The organism is Pseudomonas sp. NPDC077649 (assembly GCF_044542855.1).
GTDB lineage: Bacteria > Pseudomonadota > Gammaproteobacteria > Pseudomonadales > Pseudomonadaceae > Aquipseudomonas.
In genome coordinates, this window is sequence record NZ_JBITVF010000004.1 from 114,625 (window position 1) to 137,052 (window position 22,428).

Sequence of the window (22,428 nt, forward strand, 5' to 3'; positions counted from 1 at the left end):
TGCCATCGATTTCATCGGGCCGCCGCCGGCGACCCGCGTAATAAAAGGTGTTGTCATGACCAACCCGAAAACCGCCCAGTGGCAGGCCATGAGCCGCGCCCATCACCTGGCGCCGTTCAGCGACTACAAACAGCTGGCCGAGAAGGGCCCGCGCATCATCACCGAGGCCAAGGGCGTCTACCTGTGGGACAGCGAGGGTCACAAGATCCTCGACGGCATGGCCGGGCTCTGGTGCGTGGCCGTCGGCTACGGTCGCGAGGAACTGGTCGAGGCCGCGGCGACGCAGATGCGCCAGCTGCCGTTCTACAACACCTTCTTCCAGACCGCCCACCCGCCGGTGCTGGAGCTGGCCCAGGCCATCGCCGAACTGGCCCCCGAAGGCATGAACCACGTGTTCTTCACCGGTTCCGGCTCGGAAGGCAACGACACCATGCTGCGCCTGGTGCGCCACTACTGGGCGTGTCAGGGCAAGCCTGCCAAGAAGATCATCATCGCCCGCGAGAACGGCTACCACGGCTCCACCGTGGCCGGCGCCAGCCTCGGCGGGATGAAGGGCATGCACGAGCAGGGCGACCTGCCGATCCCCGGCATCGCCCATATCCCGCAGCCTTACTGGTTCGGCGAGGGTGGCGACAAGAGCCCGGCCGAGTTCGGCCTGTGGGCCGCCGACCAGCTGGAGGCGAAGATTCTCGAGCTGGGCGTGGAGAATGTCGCCGCCTTTATCGCCGAGCCGATCCAGGGCGCCGGCGGCGTGATCATCCCGCCCGAGAGCTACTGGCCGCGGATCAAGGAAATCCTGGCCAAGTACGACATTTTGTTCGTCGCCGACGAGGTGATCTGCGGCTTCGGCCGTACCGGCCAGTGGTTCGGCAGCGACTACTACGGCCTCAAGCCCGATCTGATGACCATCGCCAAGGGCCTGACCTCGGGCTACGTGCCCATGGGCGGGCTGATCGTCAGCGACCAGGTGTTCGACGTCATCGAGGCGCACGGCGACTTCAACCACGGCTTCACCTACTCCGGCCACCCGGTGGCGGCGGCGGTGGGCCTGGCCAACCTGCGCCTGCTCAAGGAAGAAGGCATAGTCGAGCGGGTCAGGACGGAAACGGCACCCTATTTGCAGCAACGTCTGCGCGAGCTGGCCGAGCATCCGCTGGTGGGCGAGGTGCGCGGTGTCGGCATGCTCGGCGCCATCGAGCTGGTGCGGGACAAGGCGACGCGCTCGCGCTACCCGGATGCGGTGGCGGCGGGCATGGTCTGCCGCGGACACTGCTTTACTAATGGTCTGATCATGCGCGCCGTGGGCGACACCATGATCATTGCGCCGCCGCTGGTGATCAGTCGTGCGGAGATCGACGAACTGGTGGAAAAAGCACGCAAGTGCCTGGACCTGACCCTGCGTGACCTGTCGGCCTGAACGGCCGGCGGCCACGTAAAGTTGTCAGCGGTGCCATGACCTTGCCAGACTGCGCCAGTGCGTTGGCCAGCCTCACCGGAAGGGCCTGCGCACCTTCCGGAATACCGACACAACAACAGGAGCTGTACGCATGAAAACATTCGGCAAAACCCTTCTAGCGTTGTCATTGGCCGCCGCCGTGGCCGGCACCGCTCAGGCCGAGGACAAGGTGCTGCACGTCTACAACTGGTCCGACTACATCGCCGAGGACACCCTGGACAACTTCCAGAAGGAAACCGGCATCAAGGTGGTCTACGACGTCTTCGACAGCAACGAAGTGCTGGAAGCCAAGCTGCTCTCCGGCGGCTCGGGCTACGACGTGGTGGTGCCGTCCAACCAGTTCCTCGCCAAGCAGATCAAGGCCGGCGTATTCCAGAAGCTGGACAAGTCCAAGCTGCCCAACTGGCAGAACCTCAACCCCGACCTGATGAAGGCGCTGGAAAACGCCGACCCGGGCAACCAGTACGCCTTCCCCTACCTGTGGGGCACCACCGGCATCGGCTACAACCCGGAGAAGGTCAAGGCCGCCCTCGGCGTCGACACCATCGACTCCTGGGACGTGCTGTTCAAGCCGGAGAACATGGAGAAGCTGAAATCCTGCGGCGTGGCCATGCTCGACGCCCCGGACGAAGTCTATGCCGCCGCGCTGCACTACCAGGGCCTGAACCCCAACCCGACCAGCACCGACGAGGTGGCCAAGGCCGAAGAGCTGCTGATGAAGGTGCGCCCCTACGTCACCTACTTCCACAGCTCCAAGTACATCTCCGACCTGGCCAACGGCGAGATCTGCGTGGCCCTGGGCTGGTCCGGCGACGTGTTCCAGGCGCAGGCCCGCGCCGAGGAAGCGAAGAACGGCGTGCCGGTGGCCTATGCCATTCCCAAGGAAGGCGCCGCCTCCTTCTTCGACATGATGGCCATCCCCGCCGATGCCAAGAACGTCGACGCCGCGCACACCTTCCTCAACTACATCCTGACCCCGGAAGTGATCGCGCCGATCTCCGACTACGTCGCCTACCCTAACGGCAACGCCAAGGCCACCCCGCTGGTCGCCGAGGAAATCCGCAACAACCCTGGCATCTACCCGACCGAGGAAGCCTCGAAGAAGCTCTACACCTTCTCCGAGCTGAGCCCCTCGGTGCAGCGCGCCATCACCCGCAGCTGGACCAAGGTCAAGTCCGGCCGCTAACGGCAGCAGCAACCTGTCTGCGGTGGGCATGCCCGCCGCAGACCCTAACAATAAAAGGAAGCTTGTATGCGTTGTTCGACCCTTGCGGCGGGCCGTCTGGCCGAGCCGATCGGAATGTCCCTCTGCGACCCGGCAGTCGTTTCCCGCGCGGGATAGCGCCCTGCGCGAAACGCTGAACAGGACGGATATTTCCGCTAAAGTGCCGGCCCTTTTGCGGGCGGCCCGATAGAAAGAGGATCTGCGTGTGCGAATTTCCTGCGGCAAGACCCTGATCACCAGTGCCCTGGCGCTGGGCCTGAATACCCTGGCCCAGGCGGCGGGGACGGTACACATCTACAACTGGAGCGACTACATCGGCGAGGACACCCTGGCCCAGTTCGAGGCGGCCACCGCCATCAAGCCGCTGTACGACGTGTTCGACTCCAACGAGACCCTCGAAGGCAAGCTGCTCGCCGGCCGTTCCGGCTACGACATCGTGGTGCCTTCCAACCATTTCCTCGGCAAGCAGATCAAGGCCGGCGCCTTCCAGAAGCTGGACAAGGCCAAGCTGCCGAACTGGAGCAACCTCGACCCGGCGCTGCTCAAGCAGCTGGAAGCCAACGACCCCGGCAACCAGTACGCCGTGCCCTACCTGTGGGGCACCAACGGCATCGGCTACAACGTCGAGAAGGTCAAGGCGGTGCTCGGCGTCGACAGCATCGACTCCTGGGCGGTGCTCTTCGAGCCGGAGAACATGGCCAAGCTTAGCCAGTGTGGCGTGGCCTTCCTCGATTCGGCGGACGAGATGATCCCCTCGGTGCTCAACTACCTGGGCCTCGACCCCAACAGCACCAATCCGGATGACTATGCCAAGGCCGAGGCCAAGCTGCTGGCGGTGCGTCCCCATGTCACCTACTTCCACAGCTCCAAGTACATCGGCGACCTGGCCAACGGCGAGATCTGCGTCGCCGCCGGCTTCTCCGGCGACATCCTGCAGGCCGCGGATCGCGCCGAGGAAGCCGGCAAGGGCATCGAGATCGCCTACAGCATTCCCAAGGAAGGCGGCAACCTGTGGTTCGACATGCTGGCCATTCCGGCCGACGCGGCGAACGTCGAGCAGGCCCATGCCTTTATCGATTTCCTCCTCCAGCCGCAGGTGATAGCCGAAGTCAGCGACTACGTCGGCTACGCCAACCCCAATACCCTGGCGGGCGCGCTGATGGACCAGGAGGTGCGTAACGACCCGTCCGTGTACCCGCCGCAGGCGGTACTGGACAAGCTGTTCATCTCGGCCGAATTGCCGGTCAAGGTGCAGCGTCTGATGACCCGTAGCTGGACCAAGATCAAGTCGGGTCAGTAACCCTTCCCGCCCGGCCGCAGGGGTCGGGCGTTACTTCCGGGAGTTTTCCTAAATGGCTGTTGCCTCCAGCGCCTACAAAAAAGCCCTCGAGGGGGACCAGACACCGAAAGAGGTGCTGGTCAAGATCGATCGGGTGACCAAGAAGTTCGACGAGACCGTGGCGGTCGACGACGTCTCGCTGACCATCAACAAGGGCGAGATCTTCGCCCTCCTCGGTGGTTCCGGCTCGGGCAAGTCGACCCTGCTGCGCATGCTCGCCGGCTTCGAGCGGCCCACCTCCGGGCGCATCATTCTCGATGGCGTCGACATCACCGACATGCCGCCCTACCAGCGGCCGATCAACATGATGTTCCAGTCCTACGCGCTGTTTCCGCACATGAGCGTGGCCGACAACATCGCCTTCGGCCTCAAGCAGGACGGCCTGCCCAAGGCCGAGATCGAGGCGCGCGTGGCCGAGATGCTCAAGCTGGTGCACATGAGCCAGTACGCCAAGCGCAAGCCGCACCAGCTGTCCGGCGGCCAGCGTCAGCGCGTGGCCCTGGCCCGTTCGCTGGCCAAGCGTCCCAAGCTGCTGCTGCTCGACGAGCCGATGGGCGCGCTGGACAAGAAGCTGCGTTCGCAGATGCAGCTGGAGCTGGTGGAGATCATCGAGCGGGTCGGCGTGACCTGCGTGATGGTCACCCACGACCAGGAAGAGGCCATGACCATGGCCCAGCGCATCGCCATCATGCACCTGGGCTGGATCGCCCAGACCGGCAGCCCGGTGGACATCTACGAGACCCCGGCCAGCCGCCTGGTGTGCGAGTTCATCGGCAGCGTCAACCTGTTCGACGGGCAGATCAGCAGCGATGAGGCCGACCACGCGATCATCGACTGCCCGCAGCTGGACAAGCCGATCTACATCGGCCACGGCGTCACCACCCGCGCCGAGGACAAGAAGGTCAGCTACGCCCTGCGCCCGGAAAAACTGCTGATGGCCAGCGAGCTGCCGGCCGATCACGAGCACCCCGAGTACAACTGGAGCCGCGGCCACGTGCACGACATCGCCTACCTCGGCGGCCACTCGGTGTACCACGTCAAACTCACCTCCGGGCAGATCGTGCAGTGCTTCATCGCCAACGCCGAGCGCCGCGGCAAGCGCCCGACCTGGGACGATCCGGTGGTGGTGTACTGGGAAGACGACAGCGGCGTGGTACTGCAATCATGAAACTGGCCAAACTCTCGCGCTACCTGCCCAGCGGGCGGCATGCCGTGATCGGCATCCCCTTCCTCTGGTTGTTCCTGTTCTTCCTGCTGCCCTTCGTCATCGTGCTGAAGATCAGCTTCGCCGAAGCCGACGTGGCGATTCCGCCCTACACCGAGATCTACAGCTGGGCCAACAACCAGTTGCAGATCGTGCTGAACCTGGGCAACTACATCTTCCTCACCGAGGACGCGCTGTACCTGTCGGCCTACCTCGGCTCGCTGCAGGTCGCCTTCTTCAGCACCTTGCTGTGCCTGCTGATCGGCTACCCCATGGCCTACGCCATCGCCCGCGCGCCGAAGGAACACCAGACGGTGCTGCTGCTGCTGATCATGATGCCGACCTGGACCGCGATCCTGATCCGCGTCTATGCCTGGATGGGCATTCTCGGTAACAACGGCCTGCTCAACAGCCTGCTGATGGGCATCGGCCTGATCGACACGCCGCTGCAGATCCTCAACACCAACGTGGCGGTCTATATCGGCGTGGTCTACTCCTACCTGCCGTTCATGATCCTGCCGCTCTACGCCAACCTGGTGAAGCACGACCTCAGCCTGCTGGAGGCCGCCTCCGACCTGGGTTCGAGCAACTTCAACAACTTCTGGAAGATCACCGTGCCGCTGTCGAAGAACGGCATCATCGCCGGCTCCATGCTGGTGTTCATCCCGGTGGTCGGCGAGTTCGTCATCCCCGAACTGCTCGGCGGCCCGGAGACCCTGATGATCGGCAAGGTGCTGTGGCAGGAGTTCTTCAACAACCGCGACTGGCCGGTGGCCTCGGCCCTGGCAGTGGTGATGCTGGCGATCCTGATCGTGCCCATCATTCTGTTCAACCGTAACCAGGCGAAAGAGCTGGAGGGCCGGCCATGATTCGTTCAATCACATTGAGCCCAGCATTTTGTTCAACCGGCTTTCCAACCAGAATCGGGGCCAAAGAGCTGGAGGGACGGCCATGAAGCGTTTCAGTTTCTCCAACATCATGCTCTGGGCCGGCCTGCTGTTCATCTACCTGCCCATGGTCATCCTGGTGATCTACTCGTTCAACGCTTCGCGGCTGGTGACGGTGTGGGGCGGCTGGTCGGTGAAGTGGTACGTCGGTCTGCTCGACAACACCCAGCTGATGAACTCGGTGATGCGCTCGCTGGAGATCGCCTGCTACACCGCCATCGCCGCGGTGGCGCTGGGCACCCTGGCGGCCTTCGTGCTGACCCGGGTCACCCACTTCAAGGGCCGTACTCTGTTCGGCGGCCTGGTCACCGCGCCGCTGGTGATGCCCGAGGTGATCACCGGTCTGTCGCTGCTGCTGCTGTTCGTGCTGATGGCGCAGCTGATCGGCTGGCCGGCGCAGCGCGGCATGACCACCATCTGGATCGCCCACACCACCTTCTGCTCGGCCTACGTGGCGGTGGTGGTGTCGGCGCGCCTGCGCGAGCTGGATCTGTCCATCGAGGAGGCGGCCATGGACCTGGGCGCCAAGCCGTGGAAGGTGTTCTTCCTGATCACCGTGCCGATGATCGCGCCGTCGCTGGCGGCCGGGGCGATGATGTCCTTCGCCCTGTCGCTGGACGACCTGGTGCTGGCCAGCTTCGTCTCCGGTCCCGGCTCCACCACCCTGCCAATGGAGATCTTCTCCGCCGTGCGCCTGGGGGTGAAGCCGGAGATCAACGCGGTGGCCAGCCTGATCCTGCTGGCGGTGTCCTTCGCCACCTTCCTCGCCTGGTTCTTCGCCCAGCGCGCCGAGGAGCGGCGCAAGAAGGCCCTGCAGCAGGCCATGGACGAGACCGTCTGGCAGCCGGCCGCTAGCCGCAGCTGAACGACCGCTAGCGCGATAAACAACGGGCCCGATGGGCCCGTTTTTTATGGCTATGTCTGAGTGAGCTGTGGCCGGGCGCCCCAGGGCAGGATCGGGGGCCTGGCGATCCGCCTTAGCCCACGCTGACCCCCGTTGGTGGGCTGAAGCCCACCCTACGGGACTGCGCCGCGGCGTAGCGCACCCGCTGGCGGATGTCGCGGGGCCGCCTTGCGCCAAGGCAAAAAAAGCCCGGCGCTAAGGCCGGGCGGAGTGGGTACACAAAGTACCAAAGTAGCAGCGTGGATGCGGACTAGCTCATGCCCAGCCAGTTCGGCAGGGCCAGGGACACGGCCGGGATGTAGGTGATCACCATGAGGAAGCCGATCAGCATCATCAGCCACGGCAGGGCGGCGCGGATCACGTGGGTCAGCGGCATGCCGGTCACCGCCGAGGTGACGAACAGGTTGAGCCCCACCGGTGGGGTGATCAAACCGATCTCCATGTTCACCACCATGATGATGCCCAGGTGGATCGGGTCGATGCCCAGCTGCATGGCGATGGGGAACAGGATCGGCGCGAGGATCAGGATGATCGCCGAGGGCTCCATGAAGGCGCCGGCGATCAGCAGCACGATGTTCACCACCAGCAGGAACTGCCAGGGCTGCAGGCCGAGGTCGACCACCCAGGCGGTGATGGTCTGCGGGATCTGCTCGGTGGTCAGCACGTGGGCGAAGAGCATGGCGTTGGCGATGATGAACATCAGCATGATGGTCAGCTTGCCGGACTCCAGCAGCACCTTCGGGCATTCGCGCCAGGTCAGGTCCTTGTAGATGAACAGGGCGACGAAGCCGGCGTACACCGCGGCCACCGCAGCCGCCTCGGTGGGGGTGAACATGCCGCTGTAGATACCGCCGAGGATGATCACCATCAGCGACAGGCCCCAGATCGCCTCGCGCGCCGAACGCAGCCATTCGCGCAGGCTGGCGCGCGGCAGGGCCGGCAGCTTCTTGACCCTTGCGACTATGTAGATCGCCACCATCAGCGCCACGCCGAGCATGATCCCGGGGATCACCCCGGCCATAAACAGCTTGCCCACCGACTGCTCGGTGGCGGCGGCGTACACCACCATCACGATCGACGGCGGAATCAGGATACCCAGGGTACCGGCGTTGCACACGATGCCGGCGCCGAACGCCTGCGGGTAGCCCGAGCGCACCATGCCGGCGATGGCAATCGAGCCGACCGCGGCCACGGTGGCCGGCGAGGAGCCGGACAGCGCGGCGAACAGCATGCACGCCAGCACCGCGCCGATGGCCAGGCCGCCACGGATATGGCCGACACAGGCGTTGGCGAAGTCGATCAGGCGCTTGGCCACGCCGCCGGTGGTCATGAAGGCGCCGGACAGGAGGAAGAACGGAATCGCCAACAGGGTGTAGTGCTCGCTGGTCTCGAACAGCTTGATCGCCAGCGAACGCACCGAGTCGGGGCTGAACAGCATGATGGTGACCGAGCCGGCCAGGCCGAGCGAGGCGGCGATCGGCACGCCGATGAACATCAGCAGGAACAGCAGGAGGAAGAGGAACAGAACGGTCATTGCTTGGGCTCCTCGTGCTCATTGATCTTCAGGGCGTCGGCGGCTTCGTCGGCCAGGCCCAGGCCGGTCTGCTCGTTGCGCAGGATGCGCACGAAGATTTCCAGGAAGCGGACGAACACCATGGCGTAGCCGAAGGGCACGATCATCGCGATATGCCATTGTTGGATGCCGTAGTGGCCGAGGTCTTCGGCACCGATGCCGGCGATGAACAGGGTGCGTACCCAGTCGTAGCTGCCGACCGCGATCAGCCCGGCGTAGCCCAGGCAGCACAGGCAGGCGACGATGCCGATGACGCGCTGCACCGGGCGGCTGGCCAGCTTGACCAGGGCGTCGACGCCGATATGGCCGGCGGTGCGCACGCCGTAGGCCAGACCGAAGAAGATCAGCCAGCCGAACAGGGCCTTGGTCAGGGCGTTGCTCCAGGTCATCGCCTGAGCCAGGTCGAGGATGGCGTCGCCGATACCGAGCAGAAACTCGTTGCCGCCGAAGCTGTCGCCCAGCCAGTAGAAAACGGTGTAGAGGTTGTTGAGGATCACGTAGACGAAGGTGATCAGCGTCATGGCCGCCAGGAGAAAGGCGATAAAGCCTTCCTCGAAGTGCTCCCAGACGCGCCGCAAGGCGTTCATGGTCGGTTCTCCCGAATGGAAAGGGCGTAGGGCGGGGCGGCCATGTGCGGCCGACCCACCGGTTGCAGCGTGGCGATGCCCAGTGGGCATCGCGGTGGGCTGGCGCTAGTCGCGGCGTCGCCCACCCTACGGCTCTCCGGCCTTACTGCTGGTTGGCGGCCTGAGCGGCTTTGATCAGGTCGGCACCGATCTCGCCTTCGAACTTCTTCCACACCGGCTGCATGGCGTCGCGCCACAGGGCACGCTGCTCCGGGGTCAGGGTGAGGATTTCGGTGGTGCCGGCCTCGAGGATGCGCTGCTTGTCGCCTTCGTTGAGGGCGTCGGCCTGCTTGTTCACCTCGACGGTGACCTCGGCCATGATCCTGCTCAGCTCGTCACGCACGTCCGCCGGCAGACCGTCCCAGAACTTGGTGTTGGTGATCACCATGTAGTCGAGCAGGCCGTGGTTGGACTCGGTGATGAACTTCTGCACCTCGTGCATCTTCTGGCTGTAGATGTTCGAGTAGGGGTTCTCGGCACCGTTGACCACGCCGGTCTGCAGGCCCTGGTAGACCTCGGCGAAGCTCATCTTGCGCGGGTTGGCGCGCACTGCCTTGAACTGCTCTTCCAGTACCGCGGAAGCCTGTACGCGGAACTTCAGGCCGCGGGCATCCTTGGGCTCGAGCAGCGCCTTGTTGGCCGACAGCTGCTTGAGGCCGTTGTGCCAGTAGCCCAGGCCGGTGATGCCCTTGTCGGTCATGGAGGTCAGCAGCTTCTGGCCTTCCGGGCCCTTCTGGAAGCGGTCGACCGCGGCCATGTCGTCGAACAGGAACGGCAGGTCGAAGATCTGGATCTGCTTGGTGTAGTGCTCGAACTTGGCCAGCGACGGGGCGATGATCTGCACGTCGCCGAGCAGCAGCGCTTCCATTTCCTTGCCGTCGCCGAACAGCGAGGAGTTCGGGTAGACCTCCACGCGCACCTTGTCGCTCAGGCGCTCTTCGGCCAGTTGCTTGAACAGCAGCGCACCCTGACCTTTCGGGGTGTGCTCGGCAACCACGTGGGAGAACTTGATGACAATGGGGTCGGCGGCCTGGGCCATGCCGGCGATGGACAGGGACAGGGCGCAAGCCAGCGCCTTGGCAGTCAGTTTGAACATGCGGATGCTTCCTCTTGTTGTGTTTATCGCATTGGCGCCAGGGGCGCTGCTGACGAACGGACAAGAGCAAGTCTAGGCGGCTTGGGGGAAAACGCCGGCTGAGGGCAGCGAGGCCTGGACTTGTACTTGTGGGTTCGCTTGGGCATTGCCTAGAGCAACCCTTGTGCCAGGCTGCCGTAGGCGATCGCGCGGTAAGTCGGGGGGAAGGCGCCAGGGCCCGTGGTCAGGGGCCTGTCTGGCGTTGCGTGAGCGGCCGGCGAGGGCGGCCGGCGGCTGCAAATGGCGGTGGGCGAGGCTGGCGTTGGCGGTTTCTCGCCAGTCAGTCGAAGTCCTCTGGCGAGCTTCCGCCAGCGCCGGAGAAATGCAGGCCGTGCTTGCGCAGTTTGTCGTGCAGGGTTTTGCGCGGCAGGCCGAGGGCCTCGGCCAGGCTGCGCAGCGAGCCGTGCGGGCGGCTGAGTTCGGCGGCGATCAGCGCCCGCTCGAAGGCTTCGACCTGTTCGCCGAGGCCGCCGCTGACCGGCGGCAGGTTCGGCGCGTTGCTGTCCAGGGCCAGCTCCAGACCGAGGGCGAAGCGCTCGGCGGCGTTCTGCAGCTCGCGCACGTTGCCCGGCCAGGGGTGGCGCAGCAGCAGTGCGCGCTGTCCCGGCTGCAGTTCGCGGGGCGGCAGGCCGTGGCGCGCGGTGGCGCCTTCGGCGAAGTGCTGGAACAGCAGCAGGGCGTCCTCGCCGCGCTCGCGCAGCGGCGGGATGGACAGCGGCGCGACGTTCAGCCGGTAGTAGAGGTCGGCGCGGAAGCGCCCGGCATCGGCGGCCTGGCGCAGGTCTTCCTTGGTCGCGGCGATGACGCGAATGTCCAGCGGGATCAGCTGGTTGCCGCCGAGGCGTTCGACCACCCGTTCCTGCAGCAGGCGCAGCAGCTTGACCTGCACGTCCAGGCTCATGCTCTCGATCTCGTCGAGGAACAGGGTGCCGCCGTTGGCGAACTCGAACTTGCCGATGCGGCGTTTCTGCGCGCCGGTGAAGGCGCCGGCCTCGTGGCCGAACAGCTCGCTTTCCACCACCGACTCGGCCAGGGCGCCGGCGTTGATGGCGACGAAGGGGCCGTCGCGGCGGCTGGACAGGTCGTGCAGGGCGCGCGCCACCACCTCCTTGCCGGCACCGGTCTCGCCGAGGATCAGCACGTCGGTGGCGATTCCGGCCAGCGCGCCGATCTGCTCGCGCAGGCGCTGCATCGCCGGCGACTGGCCGACCAGGCGCCCGGCCAGCTGCTGGCGATCGGTCAGCGCCAGGCGCAGGCTGCGGTTGTCCAGCACCAGGCGGCGCAGATCGAGGGCGCGGCGCACGCTGTCGAGCAGGTCGTCGTTGGCGAAGGGCTTTTCCAGGAAGTCGTAGGCGCCGGCGCGCATCGCCTGCACCGCCAGCGGCACGTCGCCGTGGCCGGTGATCAGCAGTACCGGCAGTTCGGCGTCGCGCTCGCGCAGCTGGGCGAGCAGCTGCAGGCCGTCGATGCCGGGCATGCGGATGTCGCTGACCACCACCCCCGGCCAGCCGGGCGGAATACGCGCGGCCAGGCCCTGGGCATCGCCCAGGCTGAGCACCTTGAGTCCGGCCAGGTCGAGGGTCTGGCTGAGTGCCTGGCGCAGGTGGGCGTCGTCGTCGATCAGCAGAACCTGGGTGCGGCTGTCGATGGCGCTGTCGCTGGTCATGGCGAGGGGTCCTCCGGGGGTTGCAGGTTGACGCCGGGGCTGGCGAGGCGCAGGCGCAGGGTGATCAGGGCGCCGCCGTCCGGGTGGTTGGCCAGCAGCAGCTCGCCGCCCAGGGCGCGCATCAGGCTGTCGCAGATGGCCAGGCCAAGCCCCAGGCCCTGGGCGCTGGTCTTGGTGGTGAAGAAGGGTTCGCGGGCGCGGGCCAGGGATTCGGTCGAGAAGCCCGGGCCATTGTCGCGCAGCAGCAGTTCGAGCTGGTCGTCCTGCTGCCGGGCACTGATCCAGATGCGTCGCGGCGGCGCCTTGGCGACCAGGGCGTCGAGGGCGTTGCCGAGCAGGTTGCCGAGCACCTGGCGCAGGCGCGTCTCGCCGGCCTGGACCCACAGGGTGGCATCCGGCAGGTCGCGGATCAGCTCCACGTCCATCGCCCGGCGACGCTTGGCCAGCAGCGCCAGGGCGTCGTCCAGCGCCGGCTGCAGGGCCACCCGTTCCGGAGCGTGGCGGTCGCGGCGGGCGAAGGCGCGCAGGTGGGCGATGATCGAGGCCATGCGCTCGGTCAGTTCGCTGATCAGCTTGAGGTTGGCGCGGGCGTCCTCGCCGCGCTGGTGGTCGAGCAGGGTGGCGGCGTTCTCGGCGTAGCTGCGGATCGCCGCCAGCGGCTGGTTGAGCTCGTGGCTGATGCTCGCACTCATGGTGCCGAGGGCCGACAGCTTGCCGGCCTGGACCAGCTCGTCCTGGGCGCGCACCAGTTCCTGCTGCGCCTGTTCGCGTTCCAGCACCTCCTGCTTGAGGCGGCTGTTGAGCAGCTCCAGGTCCTGGGTGCGCTCGGCCACGCGCTGCTCCAGTTCGGCCTTGGCGCGGCTGTCCAGGGCGATGCGTTCGAGGTAGTGGCGACGACGCTGCATCAGCAGGCCGAGCAGCAGCAGCAGTGCCAGCAGGGCGGCGGCGCCGACCGCCACGGCGCTGCGCACCGGGCGGTCGAGGAGGATGCGCGGGGCGAGGATGCTCACCGCCCAGCCGGTTTCCTCCAGTGCGCGGCTCTGCGTCAGCCAGGCGCCGGGGTCGAGGTTCAGCGCCGGCGGCGCCTGGGTCGGGTAGGGCTGGTTGGCGGCGATGGCGGCCTGCTCGACGCGATCCAGCGGGCGGCTGGCGTGGAAGCGCCAGTCCGGGCGCGAGGTGAGGATCACCACGCCGTTGGTGTCGGTCACCAGCAGCTGTTCCGGGGTGTTGCCCCACAGGGTTTCGGTATGGTCGAGGTCGACCTTGACCACCAGCGCGCCGATGTTCTGCTGGTTTTCGCGCACCGCGTAGGCGAAGTAGTAGCCGCGCTTGCCGGAAGTGGTGCCGAGGCCGAAGAAGCGCCCCAGGCGCCCGGCCAGCGCCTCGCGGAAGTAGGGGCGGAAGGCGAAGTTGCCGGCGACGAAGCTGTCCGGTTTGTCCCAGTTGGAGGCGGCCAGGGTGACGCCGCGTGGGGTCATCAGGTAGATCACGTCGGCGCCGGTCTGCTCGCGCACCCGCGTCAGCAGGCGATTGGCGCTGTCCAGCACGGCGGGGTCGTCGGGGGCATGCAGGGCGGCGCGCAGCCCCGGCAGGTCGCCGAGGATCTGCGGCAGCACCTCGTAGCGCCGCAGGGTGCCGAGCAGGTTGGCGACGTAGAGGTCGAGGGTCTGCCGGTTCTGCTCGATCAGCACCTCGCGGTAGTAACGCTCGGCCAGGTAGTGCACCGGCCACAGCAGCGGCGCGAGCAGCAGCGCCAGCAGCAGCAGGCTGCGCCAGCGGGGGCGTCGCGGGGAGGCGGGGGTCGTGCTCATGGAAAACTGCGCCGGGATGATCGGCGCATTATGCACATTCCGCCGGGCGCCTTCAGTCCGCGCGTTGCAGGCAGGCGTCCAGCGCCGCCTGCCAGGCGGGCAGGCGCACCTGCCAGTCGCGCGCCAGCTTGCTGCCGTCCAGGCGCGAGTTGAGCGGCCGACGCGCCGGCGTCGGGTAGTCGCTGGAAGGGATCGCCAGCAGCTCGGCGCAGGGCCTGCCGGCGGCGCGCAGGCGTTCGCCGATGGCCTGGGCGAAGCCGAACCAGCTGGTCTCGCCCTGGCAGCTCAGGTGGTAGGTGCCCCAGTGGCGGTTGCCCGCCTGCCAGGCCGCGATCAGCTCGGCGGTGGCGGCAGCGATGCTGCCGGCCCAGGTCGGCGCGCCGATCTGGTCGGCCACCACCTTGAGCTGGTCGCGCTCCTGCAGCAGGCGCTGCATGGTCAGCAGGAAGTTCTTGCCGTGCCGCGAGTAGACCCAGCTGGTGCGCAGGATCAGGTGGTCGCAGCCGCTGGCCGCCACCGCCCGTTCGCCGGCCAGCTTGCTGGCGCCGTACACCCCCAGCGGATTGGGCGCGTCGCTCTCGACGTAGGGCGCGTCTTTGCTGCCGTCGAACACGTAGTCGGTGGAGTAGTGCAGCAGCGGTATACCCAGCTCGGCGCAAGCCTGCGCCATGACGCCGGGGGCCTCGGCGTTGATGGCGAAGGCCAGCTCGCGCTCCTGCTCGGCCTGATCCACCGCGGTATGGGCGGCGGCGTTGATCAGCAGCTGCGGGCGCTCGCGCAGGATGATCTCGCGCAGGCTGGCCGGGCGGGCCAGGTCGAAGGCCTGGCGACCCAGGCTGAGCAGTTCATGCCCCTGCAGGGCCAGTTGCAGTTCGCGGGCGACCTGGCCGGTGTGGCCGCTGATCAGGATCTTCATGGGAAGGTCTCGGCGTCCTGCAGGCTCAGGCCCTGCTGGTCCTTGGCCGACAGTTGCGGGGTGAGGCCATCCAGCGGCCAGTCGATGGCCAGGCTGGCATCGTCCCAGCGGATGCAGCGTTCATGGGCCGGGGCGTAGTAGTCGGTGGTCTTGTAGAGGAACTCGGCATGCTCGCTGAGCACCAGGAAGCCGTGGGCGAAACCTTCCGGCACCCACAGCTGGCGCTTGTTCTCGGCCGACAGGTGCGCACCGACCCACTGGCCGAAGGTCGGCGAACTGCGGCGCAGGTCCACCGCCACGTCGTAGACCTCGCCGGCGCTGACCCGCACCAGCTTGCCCTGGGCCTGCTGCAGCTGGTAGTGCAGGCCGCGCAGCACGCCGCGGGCCGAGCGCGAATGGTTGTCCTGGACGAAGTCGCGGCTCACCCCGGTGGCCTCGGCGAAGCGGCGGGCATTGAAACTCTCGTAGAAGAAGCCGCGCTCGTCGCCGAACACCTGGGGCTCGAGGATCAGCACCTCGGGCAGGCGGGTCTGGATCACCTGCATGTTCATTCCTCCGCCAGCTTGTACAGGTATTGGCCGTAACCGGTCTTGCCGAAGGCCTTGGCGCGCCGCAGCAGCTGCTCGCGGTCGATCCAGCCGTGCTGGTAGGCGATCTCCTCGAGGCAGGCGACCTTCAGGCCCTGGCGGTGCTCGATGGTCTGCACGTACTGCGAGGCGTCCAGCAGGCTGTCGTGGGTGCCGGTGTCGAGCCAGGCGAAGCCGCGGCCGAAGCGCTCCACGCGCAGGTCGCCGCGCGCCAGGTAGGCGTTGTTGACGTCGGTGATCTCCAGCTCGCCGCGTGGCGAGGGCTTCACCGCCTTGGCGATGCGCACCACGTCGTTGTCGTAGAAGTACAGGCCGGTGACCGCGTAGCTGGACTTCGGCTGGGCCGGCTTCTCCTCGATCGACAGGGCGTTGCCGGTGGCGTCGAACTCCACCACGCCGAAGCGTTCGGGGTCGCTGACCCAGTAGCCGAATACCGTGGCGCCGCTGGCATGGCTGGCGGCACGCAGCAGCATCTCGGTGAAGTGCTGGCCGTGGAAGATGTTGTCGCCGAGGATCAGGCACACCGAATCGTCGCCGATAAAGGATTCGCCGATCAGGAAGGCCTGGGCCAGGCCGTCCGGCGAGGGCTGCTCGGCATACTGCAGGTGGACGCCGAACGGGCTGCCGTCGCCGAGCATCTTCTGGAAGTTGGGCAGGTCTTCCGGGGTGGAGATGATCAGGATCTCGCGGATGCCGGCGAGCATCAGCACCGACAGCGGGTAGTAGATCATCGGCTTGTCGTAGATCGGCAGCAGCTGCTTGGACACGCCGAGGGTGATGGGATGCAGCCGGGTGCCGGAGCCGCCGGCGAGGATGATGCCTTTCATTGTTCCTGCTCCTTAGAGTGCGCCGAGTCGCTGACCCTGATAGCTGCCATCCTGCACGCGGCGGCACCAGTCGAGGTTGTCCAGGTACCACTGCACGGTCTTGCGCAGACCGCTTGCGAAGGTTTCCTGCGGCACCCAGCCCAGCTCGCGCTGGATCTTGCCGGCGTCGATGGCGTAACGCAGATCGTGCCCAGGACGGTCCTGCACATAGGTGATCAGGTCGGCGTAGCGATCCACGCCGGCCGGCTTGCTGGGGGCCAGCTCTTCCAGCAGGGCGCAGACGGCCTGCACCACGTCGAGGTTCTTCTGCTCGTTGTGGCCGCCGATGTTGTAGGTCTCGCCGACCTGGCCTTCGCAGACCACCTTGAGCAGCGCGCGCGCATGATCCTCGACATAGAGCCAGTCGCGCACCTGCTGACCGTTGCCGTACACCGGCAGCGGCTTGCCCGCCAAGGCATTGAGGATCATCAGCGGGATCAGCTTCTCGGGGAAATGATAGGGGCCGTAGTTGTTCGAGCAGTTGGTGATCAGCACCGGCAGGCCGTAGGTGCGTTGCCAGGCGCGCACCAGGTGATCGGAGGCCGCCTTGCTCGCCGAATAGGGCGAGCTGGGCGCGTAGGGGGTGGTTTCGACGAACAGCTCGTCCACCCCGTGCAGGTCGCCGTACACCTCATCGGTGGAAATATGGTGGAAGCGGAAGGCCGCCTTGCGCTCCTCGCTCAGGCCGAGCCAGTAGGCGCGGGTGCTTTCCAGCAGGGCATAGGTGCCGACGATATTGGTCTGGATAAAGGCGGCGGGGCCGTCGATGGAGCGGTCGACGTGGGATTCGGCGGCCAGGTGCATGATCGCGTCCGGCTGGAATTCGGCCAGGGTCTGCGCCACCTGCGCGCTGTCGGCGATATCGGCCTGGACGAAGCGATAGCGCGGGCTGGCGGCCACTTCGGCGAGCGATTCCAGGTTGCCGGCATAGGTCAGCTTGTCGAGGTTGAGCACCTGGTGCTCGGTGTGCTGCAGCAGATGACGGATCAGAGCCGAGCCGATAAAGCCGGCGCCGCCGGTGATCAGGATGCGCATGTACTCGTCCTCTAGTTATGCAGCCTTCGCTATAAGAGCTTGCGGAACCAGGAAACGTAACGAGCAAGCTACAGAAGATTGGTCGCTGCAAAAATGAAAAAGGCCTGCATCGATGCAGGCCTAGGATACTAAGTGGTGCCGGCACCAGGAGTCGAACCCGGGACCTACTGATTACAAGTCAGTTGCTCTACCAGCTGAGCTATACCGGCACGGAAGGGCCGCCATTATATCCATTCGCCAGAGCGAGTAAAGCTTGTGCGGGGTGCTTGGTTGCGGGCTCGGCTATCAGCAGGGTTTCGCTTATGCACAATGGCGATGCACTTGACACGCCCGTGTGTGGTCTCTGTGCGGTGCGTCACGGATTTATGCAAGTTATTGTTTTTACTGGGCTAAAAATACTGATCAAGAAATGATCAGTCGTTTCCGGGGCCATTCGGCAGGGCGCTTGCGGCATTTGCCCAGAAAGCATCAACAGAGTTATCCACAGCTTCTGTGAGCAACTCAGGCGCGCTCGGCCAGCAGCAGCAGGTTGCGCGGGCTCAGCCGGTAGTCGCAGAAGCTGCCCAGTCTCACCGCGTAGCCCTGCTCCTGCAGATACAGGGCGCGGTCGAGCAACAGCCAGAGTTCCAGCGGGCGGCGGAACAGGTGGCGCAGCAGCTCCAGGTTGCGTACTTCGGCCAGGCGCTGCCAGCCGCGGGCTTGCAGTTCGGCCCAGTCCTGCTCGCCGGGTGCCGGCACGCCGCGCAGGGCGGCGAGATCGCGGCAGAAGCGGGCGAAGGGCTTGGCCAGCCAGTCGGCGGCCAGCGGCGGGGTGGGCAGGTACTGATCGACGCCGCGCAACTGGCGCTGCAGCAGGTCGAAGGCCAGGCGCCAGGCCATCGACTGGTCGCGCTGGCGGCGCACGCGGGCGCCGGCGGTGACGGTTTCGCTCAGCGGCAGGCCGAGGTCGTCGCGCGACAGCTGCAGGGACGAGCCCTGGGCAGCCGTGGACAGCGGCTGGTAGTGCGGCGTGGCGATGCGGTTATAGCAGCAGGGCGCCACCGCCAGCTGTCGGCAGCCACGCGCGCTGGCCAGTTGCAGCAGGCGCACGTGCAGGTCGCCGCAGGCGTGCAGGGCCACCGGCGTATGTTCCGCCAGCACGCGCTCGCTGCAGTTTGCCGCGAGCACATCCTGTTGCAGGTGGCGGGCATCCAGGCCCTGGCGGTGACTCAGGGCGGCGCCGGACGCCACCAGTGCGGGATCGTGTTCCAGGCAGGTCAGACGCTGGCCCTCATGCGCCAGCCAGCGGCCGAGGTGGCCCTTGCCTGCGCACCAGTCGAGCCAGTGGCTGGCCGGCGTGGCGAACTGCAGGCGGCTGGCGAAGGCCTGGATCTGCTCCAGCTTGCGTCCGGGCACGTCGACGCCAAGGCGGGCCGGGCGCGCGTCGACTGGCGTCTGCGGCAGCTCGCCCAATGCGGCGAGCGCCTTGGCCTGGGCCGCCAGTGCGGCGAAGGGCGCCGGTGCGTCCAACTCCCAGGGCCTGCCGTGGCTGGCTTCGGCCTGCTGCAGCGTGCGCGTGCGCAGCCAGGCGGCCAGTTGCGGCAGTTCGCGCTCCCAGGGCAGTTGCAGCTGGACGAAGGGCTTGGGCCGCCACAGCGCCTGGTGACGGACGAGAAAGACGTCCAGCGCCTGGAAGCGGGCGAGCAGCTGCTCGGTGGAGAGGATGGGCTCGGTCATGGTGCGCGGCGGGCGGAACCGGGAGCCGCGGATTCTAGGTTTTGCGCGGCGGGCCGTCGAGGGCGACGGCCCGGCGCTGCTCAGCGGCCCTGGCAGGCGTCGACGCGCAGCCAGCGTTCCAGCAGGCGGAAAGCGCGTACCAGGACGAAGGCGATGGCCAGGTAGAACAGCCCGGCGGCGAAGAAGATCTCCACCGGCAGGTAGGTGCGGGCGATGATGGTGCGCGCCATGCCGGTCAGCTCCAGCAGGGTCACGGTGCTGGCCAGGGCGCTGGCCTTGAGCATCAGGATCACCTCGTTGCTGTAGGCCGGCAGGCCGATGCGCGCGGCGCGTGGCAGGACGATGTAGAACAGGGTCTTGGCCCGCGACATGCCCAGCGCGCGCGCGGCCTCCACCTCGCCCGGCGGCACCGCCTGGATGGCGCCGCGCAGGATCTCGGCGATATAGGCGGCGGTGTGCAGGGTCATGGTGATGATCGCGCACCAGTAGGGGTCGCGCAGATAGGGCCAAAGCGGGCCCTGGCGCACGGCGTCGAACTGGGCCAGGCCGTAGTAGACCAGAAACAGCTGCACCAGCAGCGGCGTGCCGCGGAAGAAGAAGATGTAGCCGTAGGGCAGGGCGCGCACGTACCAGTGCTTGGAGGCGCGAGCGATGCCCATGGGCAGGGCGAGGATCAGACCGGCGACCACGGCGATGGCCACCAGCTCCAGGGTCAGCAGCGCGCCTTCGGACAGGCGTGGCAGCCACTTGAGGATGACTTCCCAGTTCATCAGGCGCTCCGGATGAAGCCGCGACTGGCGCGCTTCTCGAGGAAATGCAGGCCGATCATGGCGAGAATGGTCAGGCCCAGGTAGATGAAGGCGGCGACCATATAGAAGGTGAAGGGCTCTTTGCTGGCGGTCACGGCGATCTGCGAGCGGCGCATGATCTCTTCCAGGCCGATCACCGAGACCAGCGCGGTGTCCTTCATCAGGATCATGAACAGATTGCCCAGGCCGGGCAGGGCGATGCGCCACATCTGCGGCAGGATCAGCTTCCAGAGGATGCGTCCCTTGGACATGCCGAGGGCCAGGCCCGCTTCGCGGTGGCCCTTGGGAATGGCCAGGATGGCGCCGCGGAACACCTCGGTGGCGTAGGCGCCGAAGCACAGGCCGAGGGCGATGGTGCCGGCGGCGAAGGCGGAGAGTTCGAGGCTCTCGACACCGAGCAGGTCGGCCAGGCTGCGCATCAGGTTGACCGTGCCGAAATAGATCAGCAGCACCCAGAGCAACTCGGGCACACCGCGCACGATGGTCGAATAGCTGCCGCCGAGCCACTGCAGCGGCTTGTACGGCGAAGTCTTGGCCAGCGCGCCGAGCAGGCCGAGGACCAGACCCACCGCCAGCGCGGAGAGCGCCAGTTGGATGGTCATCAGGGTGCCGGCGGCCAGGGCGGGGCCGAATCCGTGGAGGTCGAAAATCATCGGAGGGCTCGGGCCGCTGCGCCGCCTGCTGGCGGCGCAGGGCCGTCAGGTCATCAGTAGATGCTGAACGGGAAGTACTTGTCGTTGATCTGCTTGTAGGTACCGTCTTCGATGATGGCCTGCAGCGCAGTGTTCAGCTTCTCGCGCAGCGGGTCGCCCTTGCGCACGGCGATGCCGATCTTGTCGTTGTCGAACACCGGGTCGCCCTTGAACTCGAAGTCCTTGCCGGCGTCGCTCTTGAGCCATTCCCAGTTGACGAAGGTGTCGGCCAGCACGCCGTCGAGGCGACCGGAGGCCAGGTCGAGGTAGGCGTTCTCCTGGGTGTCGTAGAGCTTGATGTCGACCACCTTGCCCAGGTTGTCCTCCAGCCAGGTGCCGGCGATGGTGGCGCGCTGGGCGCCGATCACCTTGCCCTTGAGGCTGGCTTCGTCGGTCTTGAAGTCGGCCGACTTGGGCGCGATGAACTGCAGCTTGTTGGTGTAGTAGGGCTCGGTGAAGTCCACCGCCGCCTTGCGCTCCTCGGTGATCGACATCGAGGCGATCAGGAAGTCGAACTTCTTGGCGTTCAGCGCCGGGATGATGCCATCCCAGTCGGAGGTGACCACCTCGCACTCGGCCTGCATCTTGGCGCACAGCGCCTGGCCGATTTCCACGTCGAAGCCGGTGACCTTGCCGCTGGCGTCGATCAGGTTGAAGGGTGGGTAGGCGCCTTCGGTACCGAGTTTCAGCTTGTCGGCGGCGACAGCGCTGGTGCCGAAGGCCAGGGTGGCGGCCGCGGCCAGCAGGATCTTCTTATAGTTCTGCATGCATGTTGCTCCGTGTTAGCGATTGCTGGACATGAATTGTTTACAGCGTGCCGATTGCGGGTTGTCAAATACCTGAGCCGGTGGCCCCTGTTCTTCGACCAGGCCCTGGTGGAGGAACACCACCTCGCTGGACACCTGGCGGGCGAAGCTCATCTCGTGGGTGACCAGCAACATGGTGCGGCCCTCGTCGGCGAGCGCGCGGATCACGTTAAGCACTTCTTGTACCATCTCCGGGTCCAGCGCCGAGGTGGGCTCGTCGAACAGGATCACCTTCGGCTGCATGGCCAGGGTGCGGGCGATGGCCGCGCGCTGCTGCTGGCCGCCGGACAGCTGGTTGGGGTAGACGTGGCGCTTGTCGGCGATGCCGACCTTGGCCAGCAGCGCCTCGGCCACCTCGATGGCCTCGGCCTTGCTCTGGCCGAGCACGCGGCGCGGCGCCTCGATGATGTTGTCGAGCACGCTCATGTGCGGCCACAGGTTGAAATTCTGGAAGACGAAGCCGATCTCGCTGCGCAGGCGATTGATCTGCTTGTTGTCGGCGGCGACCAGGTCGCCGTTCTTCGCGGCCTTGAGCTTGAGCTCCTCGCCGGCGACGAAGATCTGCCCCTGATGCGGGTTTTCCAGCAGGTTGATGCAGCGCAGGAAGGTGGACTTGCCGGAGCCGGAAGAGCCGAGAATGGAGATGACGTCGCCGTCTTTGGCCGTCAGGGAAATGCCCTTGAGCACTTCGAGGTCGCCGTAGCGTTTGTGCAGGTTGCGGATTTCCAGCGCGGGCGTCGCCTCGGCCATGGGGTGTGATCCTCTTCTTCTTCGAAAGCGCTCCGGCGTGCTGCGGGCCGTCCTGGCTGGCGGCCAAGCTAGCATAGCGTTTCCGTGACCGCCAAGCCGTTTGCTGGCCTATGGCTTGCTCTATGGTCAGGGTGTCGCCTGGCTGCAGATGGTTGTCGCGCAGATGCAAAACGGGGGGATCAACTTATTTCGTTCACATTCTGCTCGCCCCTGTCATCAAGTACTGTTCGTATTTTGAGCAATGCTTTGGAGAGGTCACTCGTATTTACGCCGAGGTCACCTGAATTTGCTCAGAGGTCACTCGTATTTGCAGGGTAAGTCACCTGTATTTGCCACTGAGCTCCCCGTATTTGAGGCGAGATAGC

At 66.2% G+C, this 22,428-nt stretch carries 20 protein-coding genes and 1 tRNA gene; 6 read left to right on the forward strand and 15 right to left on the reverse strand.

Going from position 1 to position 22,428, the window contains the following annotated elements; genetic code table 11:
* The first annotated feature begins 55 nt into the window (after positions 1-55).
* The 6 genes from ACIGFL_RS14065 (at position 56) to ACIGFL_RS14090 (ending at position 7,036) form a co-directional block, all read left to right on the forward strand.
* Positions 56-1,417 carry an aspartate aminotransferase family protein gene (locus tag ACIGFL_RS14065; protein ID WP_397497581.1) on the forward strand — a complete coding sequence of 454 codons (1,362 nt, stop codon included), beginning with the start codon at positions 56-58 and terminating at the stop codon, positions 1,415-1,417.
* Positions 1,418-1,547: 130 nt separating this feature from the next.
* Positions 1,548-2,642, forward strand: coding sequence for a polyamine ABC transporter substrate-binding protein (locus tag ACIGFL_RS14070; RefSeq protein ID WP_397497582.1), 1,095 nt, complete (start codon positions 1,548-1,550; stop codon positions 2,640-2,642).
* 244 nt (positions 2,643-2,886) lie between these two features.
* Positions 2,887-3,981: a polyamine ABC transporter substrate-binding protein gene (locus tag ACIGFL_RS14075; protein WP_397497583.1), complete on the forward strand. Its 1,095-nt coding sequence runs from the start codon at positions 2,887-2,889 to the stop codon at positions 3,979-3,981.
* A 52-nt stretch (positions 3,982-4,033) separates the two neighbouring features.
* On the forward strand, positions 4,034-5,188 hold the full coding sequence (potA, locus tag ACIGFL_RS14080; protein WP_397497584.1) for a polyamine ABC transporter ATP-binding protein: 1,155 nt from the start codon (positions 4,034-4,036) through the stop codon (positions 5,186-5,188).
* A 23-nt stretch (positions 5,189-5,211) separates the two neighbouring features.
* Positions 5,212-6,093 (forward strand): ABC transporter permease subunit, encoded by an 882-nt coding sequence (locus tag ACIGFL_RS14085; RefSeq protein ID WP_177342867.1) that lies wholly within the window; start codon positions 5,212-5,214, stop codon positions 6,091-6,093.
* A gap of 82 nt (positions 6,094-6,175) precedes the next feature.
* Positions 6,176-7,036, forward strand: coding sequence for an ABC transporter permease subunit (locus tag ACIGFL_RS14090; protein ID WP_122109706.1), 861 nt, complete (start codon positions 6,176-6,178; stop codon positions 7,034-7,036).
* 289 nt (positions 7,037-7,325) lie between these two features.
* Here ACIGFL_RS14090 and dctM read toward each other — a convergent pair whose 3' ends face one another.
* The 15 genes from dctM to ACIGFL_RS14165 form a co-directional block, all read right to left on the reverse strand.
* Positions 7,326-8,609, reverse strand: coding sequence for a C4-dicarboxylate TRAP transporter large permease protein DctM (gene dctM, locus ACIGFL_RS14095; RefSeq protein WP_397497585.1), 1,284 nt, complete (start codon positions 8,607-8,609; stop codon positions 7,326-7,328).
* On the reverse strand, positions 8,606-9,235 hold the full coding sequence (locus tag ACIGFL_RS14100) for a TRAP transporter small permease (protein ID WP_397497586.1): 630 nt from the start codon (positions 9,233-9,235) through the stop codon (positions 8,606-8,608). Before ACIGFL_RS14100 ends, dctM begins: the two co-directional genes overlap by 4 nt.
* 142 nt (positions 9,236-9,377) lie before the next feature.
* Positions 9,378-10,370 (reverse strand): C4-dicarboxylate TRAP substrate-binding protein DctP, encoded by a 993-nt coding sequence (gene dctP, locus ACIGFL_RS14105; RefSeq protein WP_397497587.1) that lies wholly within the window; start codon positions 10,368-10,370, stop codon positions 9,378-9,380.
* 319 nt (positions 10,371-10,689) lie between these two features.
* Positions 10,690-12,075 (reverse strand): sigma-54-dependent transcriptional regulator, encoded by a 1,386-nt coding sequence (locus tag ACIGFL_RS14110; protein WP_397497588.1) that lies wholly within the window; start codon positions 12,073-12,075, stop codon positions 10,690-10,692.
* Positions 12,072-13,886 carry an ATP-binding protein gene (locus ACIGFL_RS14115; protein ID WP_397497589.1) on the reverse strand — a complete coding sequence of 605 codons (1,815 nt, stop codon included), beginning with the start codon at positions 13,884-13,886 and terminating at the stop codon, positions 12,072-12,074. The genes ACIGFL_RS14110 and ACIGFL_RS14115 overlap by 4 nt, the downstream gene beginning before the upstream one ends.
* A gap of 52 nt (positions 13,887-13,938) precedes the next feature.
* Positions 13,939-14,802: a dTDP-4-dehydrorhamnose reductase gene (gene rfbD / locus ACIGFL_RS14120; protein WP_397497590.1), complete on the reverse strand. Its 864-nt coding sequence runs from the start codon at positions 14,800-14,802 to the stop codon at positions 13,939-13,941.
* Positions 14,799-15,347, reverse strand: coding sequence for a dTDP-4-dehydrorhamnose 3,5-epimerase (rfbC, locus tag ACIGFL_RS14125; protein ID WP_397497592.1), 549 nt, complete (start codon positions 15,345-15,347; stop codon positions 14,799-14,801). Before rfbC ends, rfbD begins: the two co-directional genes overlap by 4 nt.
* Before the next feature lie 2 nt (positions 15,348-15,349).
* Complete coding sequence (gene rfbA / locus ACIGFL_RS14130) at positions 15,350-16,216, reverse strand: glucose-1-phosphate thymidylyltransferase RfbA (RefSeq protein ID WP_397497593.1); 867 nt, start codon at positions 16,214-16,216, stop codon at positions 15,350-15,352.
* A gap of 12 nt (positions 16,217-16,228) precedes the next feature.
* On the reverse strand, positions 16,229-17,290 hold the full coding sequence (rfbB, locus tag ACIGFL_RS14135) for a dTDP-glucose 4,6-dehydratase (RefSeq protein WP_397497594.1): 1,062 nt from the start codon (positions 17,288-17,290) through the stop codon (positions 16,229-16,231).
* Between the two features lie 133 nt (positions 17,291-17,423).
* A tRNA-Thr gene (locus tag ACIGFL_RS14140) sits at positions 17,424-17,499 on the reverse strand.
* A gap of 292 nt (positions 17,500-17,791) precedes the next feature.
* Positions 17,792-19,006, reverse strand: coding sequence for a methyltransferase (locus tag ACIGFL_RS14145; RefSeq protein WP_397497595.1), 1,215 nt, complete (start codon positions 19,004-19,006; stop codon positions 17,792-17,794).
* 80 nt (positions 19,007-19,086) lie between these two features.
* A complete protein-coding gene (locus ACIGFL_RS14150; protein ID WP_397487037.1) occupies positions 19,087-19,776 on the reverse strand; it encodes an ABC transporter permease in 690 nt (229 codons plus the stop codon).
* Positions 19,776-20,468 carry an ABC transporter permease gene (locus tag ACIGFL_RS14155; protein ID WP_397497596.1) on the reverse strand — a complete coding sequence of 231 codons (693 nt, stop codon included), beginning with the start codon at positions 20,466-20,468 and terminating at the stop codon, positions 19,776-19,778. The genes ACIGFL_RS14150 and ACIGFL_RS14155 overlap by 1 nt, the downstream gene beginning before the upstream one ends.
* Before the next feature lie 53 nt (positions 20,469-20,521).
* Positions 20,522-21,274, reverse strand: coding sequence for an ABC transporter substrate-binding protein (locus ACIGFL_RS14160; RefSeq protein ID WP_397497597.1), 753 nt, complete (start codon positions 21,272-21,274; stop codon positions 20,522-20,524).
* Positions 21,275-21,289: 15 nt separating this feature from the next.
* Positions 21,290-22,063 carry an ABC transporter ATP-binding protein gene (locus tag ACIGFL_RS14165; protein WP_108232911.1) on the reverse strand — a complete coding sequence of 258 codons (774 nt, stop codon included), beginning with the start codon at positions 22,061-22,063 and terminating at the stop codon, positions 21,290-21,292.
* Between the last annotated feature and the right edge of the window lie 365 nt (positions 22,064-22,428).